At 46.2% G+C, this 16,231-nt stretch carries 15 protein-coding genes and 1 tRNA gene; 13 read left to right on the top strand and 3 right to left on the bottom strand.

The window, feature by feature from the left end:
• Positions 1 to 11 precede the first annotated feature (11 nt).
• Complete coding sequence (locus RJ60_RS00745) at positions 12 to 1,046, bottom strand: ABC transporter permease (protein ID WP_103133805.1); 1,035 nt, start codon at positions 1,044 to 1,046, stop codon at positions 12 to 14.
• A gap of 113 nt (positions 1,047 to 1,159) precedes the next feature.
• The gene (locus tag RJ60_RS00740; protein ID WP_103133804.1) at positions 1,160 to 3,001 is read right to left on the bottom strand and encodes an ABC transporter substrate-binding protein; all 1,842 of its coding nucleotides are present in this window, start codon (positions 2,999 to 3,001) and stop codon (positions 1,160 to 1,162) included.
• Positions 3,002 to 3,173: 172 nt separating this feature from the next.
• Between RJ60_RS00740 and RJ60_RS00735 the strand changes: the two genes are divergently transcribed.
• Positions 3,174 to 3,248: transfer RNA gene (locus tag RJ60_RS00735), tRNA-Val, on the top strand.
• 21 nt (positions 3,249 to 3,269) lie between these two features.
• On the opposite strand, the gene RJ60_RS00730 is transcribed toward RJ60_RS00735, so the two are convergent.
• On the bottom strand, positions 3,270 to 4,118 hold the full coding sequence (locus RJ60_RS00730; RefSeq protein WP_103133803.1) for a purine-nucleoside phosphorylase: 849 nt from the start codon (positions 4,116 to 4,118) through the stop codon (positions 3,270 to 3,272).
• Positions 4,119 to 4,238: 120 nt separating this feature from the next.
• On the opposite strand from RJ60_RS00730, the gene RJ60_RS00725 reads away from it, so the two are divergent.
• From RJ60_RS00725 to RJ60_RS00670, 12 genes are all read left to right on the top strand, one after another.
• Positions 4,239 to 5,981: a proline--tRNA ligase gene (locus RJ60_RS00725; RefSeq protein ID WP_103133802.1), complete on the top strand. Its 1,743-nt coding sequence runs from the start codon at positions 4,239 to 4,241 to the stop codon at positions 5,979 to 5,981.
• On the top strand, positions 5,981 to 6,892 hold the full coding sequence (gene ftsY / locus RJ60_RS00720; protein ID WP_103133801.1) for a signal recognition particle-docking protein FtsY: 912 nt from the start codon (positions 5,981 to 5,983) through the stop codon (positions 6,890 to 6,892). Before RJ60_RS00725 ends, ftsY begins: the two co-directional genes overlap by 1 nt.
• 1 nt (position 6,893) lies before the next feature.
• Entirely contained in the window at positions 6,894 to 7,358 is a 465-nt protein-coding gene (locus RJ60_RS00715) for an Rrf2 family transcriptional regulator (protein WP_103133800.1), read from the top strand.
• Between the two features lie 62 nt (positions 7,359 to 7,420).
• The gene (gene coaD / locus RJ60_RS00710; protein ID WP_099829134.1) at positions 7,421 to 7,897 is read left to right on the top strand and encodes a pantetheine-phosphate adenylyltransferase; all 477 of its coding nucleotides are present in this window, start codon (positions 7,421 to 7,423) and stop codon (positions 7,895 to 7,897) included.
• Between the two features lie 78 nt (positions 7,898 to 7,975).
• Complete coding sequence (gene tsf, locus RJ60_RS00705) at positions 7,976 to 8,581, top strand: translation elongation factor Ts (RefSeq protein ID WP_103133799.1); 606 nt, start codon at positions 7,976 to 7,978, stop codon at positions 8,579 to 8,581.
• Positions 8,582 to 8,627: 46 nt separating this feature from the next.
• A complete protein-coding gene (locus tag RJ60_RS00700) occupies positions 8,628 to 9,329 on the top strand; it encodes a uridine monophosphate kinase (protein WP_103133798.1) in 702 nt (233 codons plus the stop codon).
• Positions 9,330 to 9,341: 12 nt separating this feature from the next.
• Entirely contained in the window at positions 9,342 to 10,625 is a 1,284-nt protein-coding gene (eno, locus tag RJ60_RS00695; protein WP_103133797.1) for a phosphopyruvate hydratase, read from the top strand.
• A gap of 59 nt (positions 10,626 to 10,684) precedes the next feature.
• On the top strand, positions 10,685 to 11,353 hold the full coding sequence (locus RJ60_RS00690) for a serine dehydratase beta chain (RefSeq protein ID WP_103133796.1): 669 nt from the start codon (positions 10,685 to 10,687) through the stop codon (positions 11,351 to 11,353).
• The gene (locus RJ60_RS00685; RefSeq protein WP_103133795.1) at positions 11,350 to 12,237 is read left to right on the top strand and encodes an L-serine ammonia-lyase, iron-sulfur-dependent, subunit beta; all 888 of its coding nucleotides are present in this window, start codon (positions 11,350 to 11,352) and stop codon (positions 12,235 to 12,237) included. Before RJ60_RS00690 ends, RJ60_RS00685 begins: the two co-directional genes overlap by 4 nt.
• Before the next feature lie 83 nt (positions 12,238 to 12,320).
• Positions 12,321 to 12,581 carry a 30S ribosomal protein S15 gene (gene rpsO, locus RJ60_RS00680; protein ID WP_099829023.1) on the top strand — a complete coding sequence of 87 codons (261 nt, stop codon included), beginning with the start codon at positions 12,321 to 12,323 and terminating at the stop codon, positions 12,579 to 12,581.
• Positions 12,582 to 12,684: 103 nt separating this feature from the next.
• A complete protein-coding gene (locus RJ60_RS00675; RefSeq protein WP_103133794.1) occupies positions 12,685 to 14,868 on the top strand; it encodes a polyribonucleotide nucleotidyltransferase in 2,184 nt (727 codons plus the stop codon).
• Between the two features lie 7 nt (positions 14,869 to 14,875).
• Entirely contained in the window at positions 14,876 to 16,147 is a 1,272-nt protein-coding gene (locus tag RJ60_RS00670) for a pitrilysin family protein (protein WP_103133793.1), read from the top strand.
• Positions 16,148 to 16,231 lie beyond the last annotated feature (84 nt).

Genomic DNA, 16,231 nt, shown 5'->3' with positions numbered 1-16,231 from the left:
TAGCTTCCCCCTCACTCTAGCCTTATTCTCGGGTCAACAAGGGCGTAAGAGATATCAACAACCAGATTGCCAACAACCATAATAAATGAGAAGAACAGAGCTCCGCCAATTATTGACCAGTAATCCAAAAGGCTTGCAGCATCGGCAAGGAACCTACCCATTCCGACTCGTGAGAAGATTGTTTCAACGAATACAGTACCGCCAAGAAGCCCTATTATCGACGCCCCGGAAACTGTTATGACAGGAATTAACGCATTCTTCCTTGCGTGCTTCTTGATTACCACTTTTTCAGATACTCCCTTTGCTCTTGCGGTCCTTATGTAGTCTTTTCTGAGAACTTCGAGCATACTTGATCTCGTAATTCTTAGAAGATACGCCCACCACAAATACGCTAGAGTCAGCACAGGGAGAAAGATGTGACGCAACGCATCAACAAATATATCGAATCTTCCATTCAACAACGCGTCAAACGTAGTCATTGAAGTAATTGTCTTCCAATCCGCGCCTCGCATCACAAGATCAAACTGAGTGCTGGCCATTCCTGGCGGGAACCACCCCAGAACTGAGTAAAAAAGCATAAGCAACAAGAGTCCAAAGACAAAATCGGGAAGTGACCAACCTATTAGAGCAACTACCCTAATGAACTGGTCAATGAACTTGTTTTGATGAACCGCAGAGATCACTCCCAACCATATTGCCACCAATATTACTGGAATAATCGCATAAATAGTCAACTCCAAAGTATGCGGGAAACGCTCAAGCATGGCTGGAAGTACGCCCTTCTTACCCACCATTGAATAACCGAAATCGCCCTGCAGAATGTTACCAAGCCATTTGATATACTGGACAGGCATCGGTTCATCCAAACCATACTTTCTGATGAGTCTCTCCGCTGCATCCGGAGTCTTAAGTGCTTCAGGACTCTTTATGTACGAAGCTAGAAGTCTGTCAGGTCCCAGCGCCCAGATCATTGAGAAAATTAACAAAGTCACGCCTATCAGTATAAGCGGCATAAGTAGGAGCCGTCTGATTATGTAAGCAGTCACCTGAGTATCACCCCTCTTACCAAAAGAGATTGCATTTCCAATTATAGTCCAAATTTCTTCTCAAAAAAAGAGCCGGGCGACAAACTCCCGGCTCTCAAAAGCTAACTGTTCATTTAGTTGCTCTTGGAAAGATGATAGTAGTAGTAATTGGATCTGACGGGCATCGGATACCAACCCTCAACCCATGGTGCTCTTACGTTGATACCTGTAGGCTGATAAATAGGCAATCCAACAACTGCGTCAATGACTCTTCTCTGGATTTCTTTGTAGAGTTCCTCTCGTTCATTAAGGTCAGTTGACTTGATTGCAGCACTGATCATCTCATCAACATTTTCTCTTGCCCATTCCTGATAAAGCTCTCCCTGAGGTTTGCCATAAACGCCATTGCTTGCGTAGTAGGTAGCAATGAAGTTATGGGGATCGGGATAATCCGCCTGCCAACCTATTACAAATGCAGGAAGCAATCCATTCTGATAAGTGCTGAGGTACGTCGGCCACTGAACGCCTAGTGTCGTTATTTTGAACTTCGGATTCAGCGAGTTTACGAAGTAGGCAAGCATTTCACAAGCAGTCTGCCTGGCTTCATTACCAGTGTTGTACATCAGCTGCATCGTGAAGCCTTTTTCCCAGACTTCTCCGCCCCAGGCAAGCTTGAATTCTGCAGCTGCCTTCGCTAGATTGAATTCGGTAAGGGGTAGGGTCTCATCGAAACCGAGGAATCCTTCGGGGAGGTCTGTGGGAACAAGTCTTCCCTGACCCATTGCTACTTCTTCGATAAATGTAACCGCATCGAAGGCATGTGTGAAGGCCCTTCTCACATGAATATCGGAGAAGAAATCTCTCGGAATGCCTTTCCCATCAAGCTTCCCACTGCCAACATATTCGCTGCCTTCAACCACAAGCCAGTTGAAGTGGAGCGAAGTAATGGTTGCCTGAGGATAACCTAGAGTGACTATCGCTTTGCCCTGAGCCTCAAGTGCTCTGGCTTGATCAAGATACTGTGCAGGAAAATACACAATGTCTGCGTCACCGGCTTCAAAGATTGCCTTCCTTGTGGAGAATTCATCAACACCCCAAATAACGACTGTCTTCAGCTTTGCGGGGCCTGCCCAGTAATCGTCAAATCTTTCAAGTATTACCTTCTGCTGTGCCCTGTCCCATTCAACAAGCTTGAATGGACCTGATCCCGCATCGAAGTTATGCAATACACATTCCTCAACCTCAAGATCATGCCATTTCCACCAGCCATCTGCATTTCCGTCCCAGCCACCGAGTTCCTTGACTGTTTTCGAATCTACAATAGCGGACCAAGAGCCGAAGTGCGAGATGATGTTCATGAATGGAGCAAATGCGCTTTCAAGAGTGAAGACCACAGTATTGTCTACAACCTCCACTAGAGGATCTACGACTTCCTCATAGAAAGAGATCAGCTTTGCCCTAGCTTCTTCAGACGTCGGGTTCCTGTCAACATCCACAGCCTCCGAATAGGGCATCCCAGCGTAATCTTCGAACAAGTCTTCAATGCTTGCGAAATTGGCGCCGGTAAAAGCTTCGATAATCATCCAGTGAGGCCCACCCGATGGATCTCCAAGGATGTATCTTTCGAAGGAGTACTCAACATCTTCCGGAGTAAGTGTGTTTCCGGTATGGAACTTGACACCTTCCCTTATCGGAAAAGTATAGACTCTTCCATCCGCAGAGAGAAGTCCATTTTCCACCGATGGTACTTCTGTGGAGATCATAGGGAGGAACTCGCTCATGGACTGTCCATCGTACTGAATCAAGTTGTCATAGAGGTTCTGAATTGCCTCACCACTTGCAGTATCGTAAGACTGCAGGGGATCTAGTGTCTCTGGCTCGCTGATGGTTAGGGTAACAAATGTTTCTGGGTCGCTTGCAAACGCAGTAAACGCTAAGAAAAGCATAGTAAGTGTTACCAGCAAAATCTTTTTCACTAATGTTGCCCCCTTTCAAAATAGAGATGAGTGTGATAGCACAATTATAATCTATGGAGCCTATAAATTCAAAATGTCGTTAACCTGTACGTATTATTTCGTAATCCAAATCAACTTCACGACTTATTGTATTGACAACGCTCTTAAGACGATGGTAGAATCAATCTTGTTCGGGTGCGTAGCTCAGTGGAAGAGCGCTTCCTTGACGAGGAAGAGGCCGTAGGTTCAATCCCTACCGCACCCACCAGGGGAGAGAGATTGTCTCTCCCTATATTTTTTCCAAAGTCTTAAGTATCAGCTTACTTATATCGCTTTCTGCTCTCTTAGCCATTTCAAGGACTTCCTCGGCTGTAAGAGGCTTCAAATCGTCCGGAACGGCTCTGTCCGATATCGCAGAAAGGCCGAGCACCCTGATACCTGCGTGACGTGCTACTATAACTTCCGGTACGGTCGACATGCCGACAGAATCCGCACCGAATCGTCTCAGCATTCTGAGTTCCGCAGGAGTCTCAAAATTCGGACCTGCCACACCTACATAAACTCCTTCATAGACACCTATACCAAGCTCTTTGGCAGAAATTAGCGCCTTGTCCAACAGATCTTTGTCTATCGGCTCACTCATGTCCGGGAAGCGTGGACCCCATTCATCGACATTTTGACCTATAAGAGGATTGTCGCCCATGAAGTTGATGATGTCTTTTATCAGCATGACTCTCCCCACCTCGAAATCAGGGTTCAGACCGCCCGAAGCATTGGTGATCAGAAGTACTTCTACACCCAGTTCTTGCATTATCCTTATTGGAAAAGTCACAGTTTTCATGGAGTAACCTTCGTAAAAATGAAAACGTCCATTCATAAGCATCACATTGTGGTGGAGGGCATTCCCGAAAGTTAGCTCGCCCTTATGACCGGGAGCAGTTGACAACGGGAAGCCGGGAATCTCATCGTAAGGAATTGATACTGCGTTCTCAAGACTATTAGAAACATCTCCAAGCCCACTGCCAAGAATCACTGCAACTTTTGGCTTCAGCTCAACTTCCTTTTCAATGAAACGAGCAGCTCTCTTTACGTTTTCAACATATTCCCTGAGCTCTTCTTGAAGTACAGAAATACTCATGCTCGTCCTCCTTATAAGTCATATACTTTATTATATCAAAACGTCAAACAGCTTGCAGGAACTATGCTATAATCTCACTGAATTAGTCCTGATTAGCTGAATTTCGAGAGGAGAGATCTGATGAGGTTTTCACGGCTTTATGCTCCAACATTAAGAGATGCTCCGGCCGATGCCGACCTAGTAAGTATTAAACTTCTTGTCAGAGGTGGATTTGTCAGAAAAGTTGCTGCCGGTATCTATTCATTCCTTCCGCTTGGTCTCCTGGTTCTTAAGAAGATTGAAGAGATCGTTCGTCAAGAGATGAACGCAATCGGTTCTCAAGAGATTCTGATGCCAATCATACAGCCGGCAGAATTATGGCACGAGACGGGCAGATGGGACGACTATGGCCCCGAAATGATGAGAATGCAGGACAGGCACGAGAGGTTCTTCACGCTAGGGCCAACTCACGAAGAAATCATCACTCATTTGCTTAGAAATGAACTCAAGTCGTACAAGCAGCTCCCTGTTTCACTCTATCAAATCGCGATGAAGTATAGAGATGAAATTCGCCCGAGATTCGGCCTCATGAGATCAAGAGAGTTCCTGATGAAGGATGCCTACAGTTTTCACGATTCATGGACTTCTCTTGACGAAACATATAGACAGTTTTATGGAGCGTATAGCAAGATCTTGGAGAGAATAGGACTCGAATTTCTGGTTGTTGAAGCCGATTCAGGCGCAATTGGAGGTAACGAGTCTCACGAGTTCAACGTTCTCGCGGACTACGGAGAATCGACACTGCTATATTGCGACTGCGGTTATGCGGCCTCCGACGAAAAGGCCGAATACCTTTTCGAAGAGGAATCTCAGGAGAGAATGATCTCAGAGCTGCAGCTGGTGCCAACTCCAAACTCGAGAACCGTCGATGAAGTGGCGGAGTGTCTTAGTGTAACTCCAAAGGAAATCGTCAAATCCCTTATATATAAAGGTAGAAAGGGCTATTATATGGCTTTGATTCGCGGAAACGAAGAGTTCAACGAGTCGAAACTTAGGGCTTCTCTTGAGGATCAAACGCTAGTAATGGCAACGCCACAGGAAGTGATGGACCTGCTGGGTGTACCGATAGGATTTGTAGGCCCAATAGGGCTTAACAAGAACATTACAATAATCGCGGACAAAACAATTAAAGGACTGAAGAATGCCGTTTGTGGGGCTCTGAAGGAAGGGTACCATTACCATGGAGTTCTTCCCGGCCGCGATTTCGAGATAGACTCCTGGCATGATTTGAAAATGGTGACAGAGGGAGATCCGTGTCCTAAGTGCGGAATCCCTATGAAGTCCGTGAAAGGCATAGAGGTGGGACACATCTTCAAGCTTGGAACCAAGTATTCGGAGAAAATGAACGGATATGTTACCGATGATCAGGGTAATAGTATTCATTATATCATGGGCTGTTATGGGTGGGGAGTCTCGCGAACAATAAGTGCTGTAGTTGAACAGTTGCACGATGAAAACGGAATAATCTGGCCTCTGTCTGTCACTCCATTTGAAATCATAATAACTGCCGTAAATGCTAAGGATCCTGATGTCTTGAAGAAATCTGAGGAAATATATGGGCTTCTAATTAAGGAGGGCTACGATGTTCTCCTTGACGACAGAGAGATCTCTCCTGGAATGAAGTTCAAGGATGCCGATCTTATTGGGATTCCCATTAGAGTGACTCTGGGAAAGAAACTTCAACAGGGCATTGTTGAGGTCAAAGCCAGAACTGAAAAGAAACCGCTAGAAGTCAGTATCCAAGAAGGATTCGACCTTCTTCTCGAGGAAATAAGGAAAGAGTTGTCAGTGTATAAACCAGTTAGCATATTGGGGAACGAATGATGGGTATCTTTTCTGAATTAAAGGATAGCCTAAAGAAAACAAGAGAAAGTTTCTTCAAGAGAGTGAAGAAGCTCCTCTCTCTCGAAACGCTTGATGCAGATGCTATTGAAGAAATAGAGGAGCTTCTTATACTATCAGATATGGGCTCCGAAACTGTCGAAGAGGTAATTGAAGCTCTGAGAGAGAGAACCGAGAAAGGTAGAGAGCCCGTAGAGGTACTGAAGGAAGTGCTGATAGAAATTCTTGACATACCATTTGAAGTTCCACAGGCAAAACCGTACGTGGTCTCTGTGGTAGGTGTAAACGGAACAGGAAAGACCACGACAATAGGAAAGCTTTCGAAGCTTTACTCCGGAAAAGGAAACAAAGTTGTACTTGCAGCTTGTGATACGTTCAGAGCAGCTGCGGTTGAACAGCTGAGAATCTGGAGTGAGAGGGCGAATGTTGATTTCATCAGCCAGGGTCAAGGAGCAGACTCAGCTGCGGTTGCTTTCGATGCGATAAGTCATGCGGTGAGCAAAGGGAAAGATATCGTCATAATCGACACTGCGGGGAGATTGCATACTCGAAGCAATCTGATGGAAGAACTGAGGAAAGTGCATAGAGTGATCGGAAAGGCATCACCCGGAGCTCCGAGTGAAGTTTTGCTTGTTCTGGATGCTACTACTGGACAGAATGGCCTGGTGCAAGCAAAGAAGTTCAAAGAGGCAGTCGACGTTACCGGAATTGTGCTAACTAAACTCGATGGCACGGCAAAGGGAGGAATAATCTTTGCAATCGTCAAGGAACTCGGAATACCGGTGAGATACATAGGCGTCGGAGAGAGAGAAGACGACTTGAAGCCTTTCGACAGCAGGGAATTTGTGAACGCTCTTCTATCTTCCGGGGAAGAGAGTTTAGAGGAGGTTTGAAATGGGTTTTACGCTGAAGAGCAGTTATGCACTGAGAGCGCTTTATAAGATGGCGAAGTCGGCGCGCGAAGGAAAGGAAAAGCTCTCGCTTGTGGAGATCGTTCAGGGTAATGAGATCCCAAGAGACTTCTTGGAGAAGATCTTCGGAGAGTTGAGACAGGCGGGAATAATAAAGGCAGTAAGAGGCAGATACGGAGGATACTGTTTGGCAAGACCGGCCAATGAGATTCTTCTGAGAGACGTGATACTCAAACTCGACCGACCAATGAACTCGTATGCCTGTCTTCAGCAGAACGGCAAGTGCCTTGAAGATCCCGACTGCACCGTAAAGTATGTATGGTTTAAATTATATAACGCAATGATGAGGGAATTGGGTTCCATGACGCTTGAAAATCTTCTTATTTACGGCGACAAGATTAGCGAGACTCCCCCGGGGCCCTATAAAATATCTGAGAACCCTGAGTAGCAGACTATGAAAGGAGGGGCGCCTGTCTCCAAATGACCGGAGTGACTTGGCGCTATTTGAAGATGAAAGCCGTTTATCCCGGTTCTTTCGATCCCATAACGTATGGACACATAGATCTAGTCGAAAGGTGTAGCGAAATCTTCGACGAAGTTGTTGTACTGGTTATGGAAAACGTTAACAAGAGACACTTCTTCAATCATGAAGAAAGAATTGGGATGGTTAGAAGGGGAGTGTCTCATCTAAGAAACGTTACGATAACAACTCACAGCGGTCTACTCGTTGATTTTGCCAGAGAAAATGATGTTAAGGTAGTCATTCGTGGTCTTAGGGCTGTGTCTGACTTTGAGTTAGAACTTCAGATGGCCCACGCGAACAAAGCAATGCTTCCTGAACTTGAAACCCTCTTTCTCATGACTGAGACCACAAACTCCTTCATATCTTCGTCCATGGTGAGGGAGATTGCGGCGTTCGGGGGAGATATTTCAAAATGGGTTCCGCCCTGCGTACGAGAAGAGTTCAGAAAGAAACTCGGAAGATGACTTAACATCGCGGAAATTAATGTCGGCTCAACTGAGTTATAATTTTCCTTGGAGTTTTAGTGGAGGAGGACTTAAAAGATGGCAAATATTACCAGTGATATGGTAAAAAAGCTCCGTGATGCCACTCAAGCAGGCATGATGGATTGCAAGAGAGCATTAGTCGAAACAGATGGTGATTTCGACCAGGCAAAGGACTATCTGAGAAAGAAGGGTATACTCAAGGCAGATAAGGTTTCGGGAAGAGAGACGGCCGAGGGACTCGTTTACTCTTATATTCATCACAATGGCAAGCTCGGCGTGCTACTTGAGCTAAACTGCGTAACAGACTTTGTGGCAAGAATGGAAGAATTCAAAGAACTCGCGCATAAGATTTCTCTTCAGCTTGCAGCAATGGGAGCCAGATTCATCTCCCGAGAACACGTGCCTCAAGAAGTCATTGATAAAGAAAAGGAAATATATGCAGAGCAGATGAAAGAAAGCGGAAAGCCCGCCAATATTGTTGAAAGAATTGTTGAGAGCAAGCTCGAGAGTTTCTACAAAGACAACTGTCTTCTCGAACAGGAGTACGTATTTGAAAGCGGGAAAACGATAAATGATCTTCTTATTGAGCTTATTGCGAAGACCGGAGAGAACATCAAGGTCAGCAGATTCGTCCGCTGGCAAGTCGGAGAGTCAGAAAACTGAGTTAGGAAGGTGAGCCCGGTGCTCACCTTTTTTATTGGAGGTGCTTATGTATAGGAGAGTACTCTTGAAACTCAGCGGCGAGGTCTTGAGCGGAGAAGGTGCGAGAGGATTTGATTCAGACAGAACTGCATTTCTTATCGAAGAGCTCCGACCTGTAGTTGAAAAGGGGATTCAGCTCGCGATAGTTATCGGAGCAGGCAATATTATAAGGGGTCGCGAGCTTTCCAAAATGAGAAGCTCGAGAGCCGACGAACTGGGGATTCTTGGCACAATAATGAATTCACTCTACCTGAAGGAATCTCTCTGCATGAATGGGTTTGAAGCGATTGCGATTTCTTCGGTTGCAGGAATTCCGTCTCTTATCGAGCACAGGTACGATACAATAGAAGATGCCCTTAGCACGGGAAAGATTGTTGTATTTGGCGGGGGCACATACCTTCCGTTCTTCACAACTGACACGGCCGCGGCAGTAAGGGCGGTGGAAATTGGAGCAGACGTTCTCATTAAAGGCACAAAGGTTGACGGAGTGTATGATAAGGACCCCAAAACCAATGAAGAAGCCAGAAGAATTGAGAGAACAACATTTTCCGAGGCGATCAAGAGCAGATTTGAAATCATGGATATAGAAGCCTTTTCGATTTGTCAAAGGTACGGCCTGCCAGTCAGAGTAATCGATTTCTTTACCAAGGGCAATCTATTCGATGCTATAATTGGCGGGAAAACAGGTACTGTAGTTTTACCTGATTAGTGGAGGTGGAAAATGTATGCTCAGATTGTAGATCTAATAGCGAGAGAGGTTCTGGACTCACGAGGAACACCTACGGTTGAAGCCGAAGTCTGGTTGGATGACGGCGGTCATGGAAGAGCAATCGTCCCTTCGGGAGCGTCAACAGGCAAGTTTGAGGCCCTTGAGCTCAGAGATGGGGATAAGAAAAGATTCCTCGGGAAGGGAACCCTCAAGGCAGTTGAGAATATTAACGAAGTGATAGCTCCAGAGATTGTCGGTATGAATGCACTTGACCAGATCACCGTGGATGCTGCTCTTCTTGAGCTTGACGGAACAGAAAACAAGGACAAGCTGGGGGCCAATGCGATACTTGCAGTATCAATGGCCGTTGCCAGAGCCGCTGCCGACAGCATAGATACTCCGCTTTATAAGTATCTTGGCGGCGTCAATGCCAAAGCGCTTCCTATTCCTTTCATGAATATTGTGAATGGCGGCAAACACGCCGACAACAACCTTGATATACAGGAGTTCATGATAGTTCCTGCAGGATTCAGTCGTTTCAAGGATGCCCTCAGAGCGGGAGTAGAGATTTTCCATAATCTAAAGAAGCTCTTAAAGGATGGCGGGCACTCAACTGCAGTAGGTGATGAAGGCGGTTTTGCTCCGAGTTTTGAGAACAACGAAGCTGCGCTGAAGTACATCATCAATGCAATAGACGCGGCGGGATACAAGGCTGGGGAAGAAGTGATGATCGCTCTCGACAGTGCAGCCAACGAATTCTACAATGAAGATAAGGGCCTATACAATATCGATGGAAAGGAGTTCACTCCTGACCAGCTAATAGAATACTATTCAGATCTGACAAAGAGATATCCAATAATCTCTTTGGAAGATCCATTTGCAGAAGAAGACTGGCAGAGCTTTGCCAAATTGACTGAAATGATTGGTGATAAAGTCCAAATAATCGGAGACGATCTCTTCGTGACCAATATCAAGAGGCTCGAAAGAGGCGTGAAGGAGAAATCCTCCAATTCGATCCTCATTAAGTTGAATCAGATCGGATCCGTTACTGAGACTCTAAACACAATAGAGTATGCGCAAAAGCACGGGATGACTTGCGTGATCTCTCATCGCTCAGGCGAGACCGAAGACACTTTCATCTCTCATCTCGCCGTCGCAGCTAATACAGGTATGATAAAGACCGGTTCTGCTTCAAGAACGGATAGGATAGCAAAGTACAACGAACTTCTGAGGATTGAAGAAGAACTTGGTGAGCAGGCCGAGTATAGAGGAAAGAGCTCCTTTTATAATCTTTGACCTATTTATACGGTGACGCGGAACCGTTTCGGTTCCGCGTTTTCATTGGAGGCAGAAAGATGTTGCTAGACATAATTGGGCCGGCAATTGTCGGTCCGTCGAGTTCTCATACGGCAGGTATGGCTAGGCTAGGCAGAGCCTTCAGATCCCTCTTTGCTAGAACGCCTACGGAAGTTGGTTTTGTCCTCAATTCTCCCCTGTATGCAACCTTCAGGGGACACGGAACCGATAGGGCCCTCATAGGCGGCATAATGGGAATAAAGGAGTCCGACCCGCAGCTAAGAGATTCCTTCCGGATTGCCAAAGAAAAGGGAATTTACTTCACATTTGAGGAAGAAGATATGGGCGATCTTCATCCAAACACAGTTAGGATAAACGGAAGTGCAGGAGGTATGTTTCTGAGCGTAACCGGCGCGTCTGTTGGTGGGGGTTCAATTAAGATTACTGCAATCGATGATTTTGACACCGATGTCACGGGAAAGTACCCCTCACTGGTGATTCTGAATGCAGATGTTCCCGGGGCTCTGTCACAAATAGTTGGGGAGATTTCATCAAGCGACATGAATATCAGCAATCTCTTCCTCTCACGAGTCGATCCATTTAGGCGCGAGGCATTGTGCGTTGTTGAACTGGATAATGAACCTGATGCCCGTCTGCTCAGCGTAATTAAGAGGTTGAAGGTAGTCATGAAAGTATCCTATCTTGAAAGGCTGGATTCAATGATATGATAATGAAATTCGAAGACCTGGTGAAGGCCGCAAAAGATTCGAGGACTCCGCTACATAAAGTGGTTTCCGATTGGTATATGATGAATACGGGGAACGATCCGAAAGCTGCTGAAGAGACTGCGAAAAAGTTAGTAAGAGAAATGCTGGGTTCCTATCATAGCAGACTCGACAGGCCTGAGAAGTCTCTTACCGGCTGGGTTGGAGATAATGATGCAAAGGCAAGAAGTCATGTGCCCGAATTTCTCAGTCCGCTGGTTTTCTCGGGAGTAAGCATTGCTCTTTCGATGTCAGAACACAACGCAAGCATGGGAAAGATAGTTGCTTGTCCAACCGCGGGAGCATGCGGAGTGGTCCCCGGAGCTCTCCTTTCTCTTCATCTGAATCGAAGCATTGATCTTGACATCCTTGGAAACGCACTGCTTGTTTCTGGAGCTGTGGGGGAGAGAATCAGGAGAAGAGCATCGATTTCTGGCGCTATGTCTGGCTGCCAGGCAGAAGTTGGAACTGCCACTGCGATGGCTTCCGTCGCTATTGTCTATGCGACCCACCCTGAGGATTATTCCGCGCTAGAAAACGCCCCCGCTCTCGCTCTGAAGTCATTGCTAGGACTAGTCTGCGATCCTGTTGGTGGCTTCGTAGAGATTCCATGTGTAAAGAGAAATGCTTTTGGTGTATCGATAGCCTTCACCGCGGCGGAGCTTGCATTAGCCGGAATAAAGTCTGCCATCCCCTTTGAAGAAGTTGCAGACTCTCTCGGAAGAGTAGGAAGAAGATTGCCTGAAGAGCTTAAGGAGACTGCCAGAGGAGGAATTGCAATTACTCCGACGGCAAAGAAGATGGTAGCGGATTTCCTGGGCGGAGAGAGAGTTGACAATAATGCCTGATAGGTTTAGAATTGCCTTGCCCTATTCTCGGTTTGAGGCGCAGCCCATTCCTGGATATGAGGATTATATTAGGAGGCAGATACATGGAAGTCAACAGACAAGAATTGGTAAAGGAATTCCAGATCCACGAAAACGACTCCGGTTCAACCGAAGTACAGATTGCAATATTGACTGCAAGAATCAGGCATCTTACCGAGCATCTTAAGAAGCATCCAAAGGATTTTCATACCAGAAGAGGACTTCTAAAGCTTGTCGGAAGACGAAGAAAGATGTTGAGATACATAAAGACCAAGAAGCCTGAAGTATATCTTGAACTGATAAGCAAACTCGGGCTGAGAGGTTGATAGAGTAGAAATCGCCGGGAGCGGGATACCGCTCCTTTTTTGCGTGGATTTCACACAGCTGATATAATTGGTTATTTGATGAATTGAAAAAAGAGGTGTTATTGTGAGTTACAAGAGATGGGAAAGGGAATTCTTCGGCCAGAAACTCGTTATAGAAAACGGGAAGATGGCTAAGCAGGCGGACGGTGCCTTTGTTTTGAGATATGCCGATTCAGTCTTGCTTACTACAGTAAATGGAAATGAGAAGGCAATGCCCGGAACTGACTTTCTACCGCTAACTGTTGAATATCAGGAGAAGTTCTATGCCGCCGGAAAAATTCCGGGGGGGTTTCTAAAAAGAGAGAGTAGACCTAGCGACAACGCGGTTCTCTCTGCGCGGATAATTGACAGACCTATCAGGCCTCTCTTCCCCGATGGAATGAGAAACGAGATCCAAGTTATCATAACCGTTCTCTCGGCCGATCCTGATAATCCTCCCGACATTTGGGGAATAACGGCCTCTTCACTGGCACTGAATATTTCGCCTATTCCCTTCGAAGGAATCGTTGCGGGAGTTCAGGTAGGCTACATTGATGGAAAATACGTTATCTTCCCCTCCGCGGAAGAGCTTGACAGATCAGAACTCGATATAGTAGTTGCGGGAACCGAGAACGCAGTCGCGATGGTTGAAGGAGAGGCAAAAGAGGTCTCCGAAGAAGTTATGGTTGGAGCTTTGGAAGCTGCTCATGAAGCGATTAAGTCTCTTGTGGCCTTTCAGAAGGAAATCATAAGCGAGTTCGAGATAGAGAAGTGGGTAGCTGAAATTCCAGTAGCTCCCGAGGGCTTCCTCGAACCATTCAATGCAATGGTGGACAGAGAAAAGCTTGCCGAGATCATGCTAACCTCCGGCAAGAAAAACAAGGATAGAGCTCTGAAGACATACAGAGACGAGCTGATCGAGCTCTTCACTGAGAAGGCAAAGGAAACTTGGTCAGAAGAAGAGATCGAAGCGAATACTGGTTTTGTAAAAGATCTCTTTCACGACATAGAGAAAGAAGTTATGAGAAAGAGAGTTATAGAAGACGATGTCAGGATGGACGGCAGAAAACACAACGAAATCCGTCCAATCACCATTGAACTCGATCTTCTTCCAAGGGCTCATGGTTCCGCTCTTTTTACTAGAGGCGAAACTCAGAGTCTTGGTATTGTCACTCTCGGAGCCACGATGGATGAACAGATCGTCGATACTATGTTTGAAGAGGGTTCTAAGTCGTTTATGCTTCACTACAATTTTCCTCCCTTCAGCACAGGAGAAGTCAAGAGGCTTCGCGGCCCCGGCCGGAGAGAAATAGGACATGGTCATCTGGCGGAGAGATCCCTCAAGAACATCGTTCCCAAAGGTGAATCTTTCCCCTACACAATTAGGGTTGTCTCTGAAGTTCTTGAATCGAATGGCTCCTCTTCGATGGCCACGGTATGTTCTGGATCACTGGCATTGATGGCTGCAGGAGTTCCAATGGAAAAGCATGTTGCGGGAGTGGCAATGGGTATGATTCAGGAACCGGAGAAAACCGTCGTTCTCACCGATATTCTTGGAAATGAAGATCACATGGGTGACATGGATTTCAAGGTGACAGGCACACGCGACGGAATCACAGCCTTCCAGATGGACGTCAAGGTCTCGGGAGTATCCAGCGAAATAATGACAAAGGCACTAGACCAGGCGAGACTTGCGAGGTTGAAGATTCTTGACCTTATGAATGAAGCTATCTCAGAACCGAGGAAATTCGTCTCTGACTATGCTCCGATTATCAGAACAATCAACCTCCCATATGAGAAGATCGGAGAGATAATCGGACCTGGAGGAAAGGTAATAAAGAAACTCTCTAGCGAGTATGACTCGACTATCTTCATAGATGACGAAAAGTCCCAGGCGAAAATCGTCGGAAGCAATAGAGAGAAGCTTGACCAGCTTGAGAAGGTCATTGACGCGATAATATCTGAAGTCAAACCCGGACAACTCTTTACGGGAAAGATTACCAGAGCAGAAGCCTACGGGTTCTTTGTAGAGCTTGCACCGGGAAAGACCGGTCTTCTTCATATTTCGAAGATGGGCGCTAACGGAAAGGACTTCTTGAAAGAGCACAAAGTTGGAGACACTATTCCGGTTGAGATTGCAGGGACTGATCAAATGGGCAAGATAAGTCTGAAACTCGAAGGTGTAGAGGTTACCGAAGATAAGCGTAGAGACAACAGAAGACCTAGTCCCAGAAACGACCGAAATCGAGGAGATCGAAACAGAAAGTAGGAAGTTGATGAATAATCACTATCTTGAACTGCCAAATGGTGCAGTTATTATTGGAGAGCGAAAGGAAGAGACGAGAACCGTCTCAATGGCTTTCGCAATGAAGGTAGGCTCCGCTGATGAAGAAGACTCCATCAGCGGTGTTTCTCATTTTATTGAACACGCTCTCTTCAAGGGAACTCATAGAAGAAACGCTTTTGAGATAAAGGAGCCAATCGAAAGAATCGGAGGCAGTCTCAACGCATACACCGGAAGAGTCTCTACAGTATATTATGCGAAAGTCCCAGATACATGCGCTTCTGAAGCGTTGGAAATTCTCTTTGATTTGATCACTTCGCCTCGCTTCGATGAAGCGGCTCTTGATCTTGAGAGAGGAGTTATTCTCGAGGAGATCGCCTCGGCAGAAGATGATCCCTACGACAGGATATACGACATGACTATAGAAAAAGTCTGGGATAGGGATTTTGGCAGGCCGATCCTTGGTTATCAAGAAACGATAGAAGGGCTGGAGAGGAGCAAAGTCTCCAACTTCTACGGCCAAAACTATGTGGCTAACAACGCGATCTTTGCAGTCTCAGGTAATTACGGCGATGAGTTGCTGCGAAATGCGGAAGATAAACTTCTCTCTATGAAGAGCAACGGACATACATCTCCAGCGAAATCTCCGGTGATTGCCGACGAGCCTCTCTGGATTGTCGAAAGAAGGAAGGACCTTCAGCAGGTTCACATTTTGCTGACGAGGGATGCCCCCGGCAGGAAAAACAGAGCGGATTTTGATGCGTTCAAGGTTTTCAACACTCTCTTTGGCAGTGGCATGAGTTCCATACTCTTTCACAACATTAGAGAAGAACTGGGAATGGTGTACAATATTAGTTCGGAGTTTGTTTCTTACTCTGATTCTGGAGCCATTATGATAAATGCCACCACAAGTCCGAAGAACCTCGATAATCTTGTAAGCTCATTGAAAAAGGAAATGGATAGGCTGATCGTCCATGGAGCAACGGAAGCACAGTTCAACTACGGAAAAGAAAGGGCGAGGGGCAAACTCCTGATGTCCACGGAAGGAACACTCCTGACTCTCAGCAGATTCCTGGATGATGTAGTGATTTGCGGAAAGCCTGATTCTCTAGAAGACTTGATTGCGCGGATAGACCGTCTCACGATCGATGACGTAAATGCTTCGATCAAGAAGCACATTTCCGGCAGATGGAATGTGTCCCTCCTTCTCCCCGAAAAAAAGCTGCAGTCGACATTTCTTTCAGAAGAAAGCTTTGAAATCTGAGCCAATCCGCATGTATTCACGCAAAGAAGTGACTAAGGAAACGAACCTGTAACTTGACAGTAGGTAGGGGTACTGGTAATATAG

This window comes from Mesotoga sp. B105.6.4, from assembly GCF_002896535.1.
Classification (GTDB): Bacteria; Thermotogota; Thermotogae; order Petrotogales; family Kosmotogaceae; genus Mesotoga.
Note: the sequence above shows the minus strand (reverse complement) of the source record. Positions and strands in the feature narration are given on the sequence as shown.

Coding starts and splice junctions, on each gene's coding strand:
- RJ60_RS00730 (WP_103133803.1), bottom strand. CDS start 4,118: ATGAGTATTTCTGTACTTCAAGAAGAGCTCAGGGAATATGTTGAAAAC.
- RJ60_RS00725 (WP_103133802.1), top strand. CDS start 4,239: ATGAGGTTTTCACGGCTTTATGCTCCAACATTAAGAGATGCTCCGGCC.
- ftsY (WP_103133801.1), top strand. CDS start 5,981: ATGGGTATCTTTTCTGAATTAAAGGATAGCCTAAAGAAAACAAGAGAA.
- RJ60_RS00715 (WP_103133800.1), top strand. CDS start 6,894: ATGGGTTTTACGCTGAAGAGCAGTTATGCACTGAGAGCGCTTTATAAG.
- coaD (WP_099829134.1), top strand. CDS start 7,421: ATGAAAGCCGTTTATCCCGGTTCTTTCGATCCCATAACGTATGGACAC.
- tsf (WP_103133799.1), top strand. CDS start 7,976: ATGGCAAATATTACCAGTGATATGGTAAAAAAGCTCCGTGATGCCACT.
- RJ60_RS00700 (WP_103133798.1), top strand. CDS start 8,628: ATGTATAGGAGAGTACTCTTGAAACTCAGCGGCGAGGTCTTGAGCGGA.
- eno (WP_103133797.1), top strand. CDS start 9,342: ATGTATGCTCAGATTGTAGATCTAATAGCGAGAGAGGTTCTGGACTCA.
- RJ60_RS00690 (WP_103133796.1), top strand. CDS start 10,685: ATGTTGCTAGACATAATTGGGCCGGCAATTGTCGGTCCGTCGAGTTCT.
- RJ60_RS00685 (WP_103133795.1), top strand. CDS start 11,350: ATGATAATGAAATTCGAAGACCTGGTGAAGGCCGCAAAAGATTCGAGG.
- rpsO (WP_099829023.1), top strand. CDS start 12,321: ATGGAAGTCAACAGACAAGAATTGGTAAAGGAATTCCAGATCCACGAA.
- RJ60_RS00670 (WP_103133793.1), top strand. CDS start 14,876: ATGAATAATCACTATCTTGAACTGCCAAATGGTGCAGTTATTATTGGA.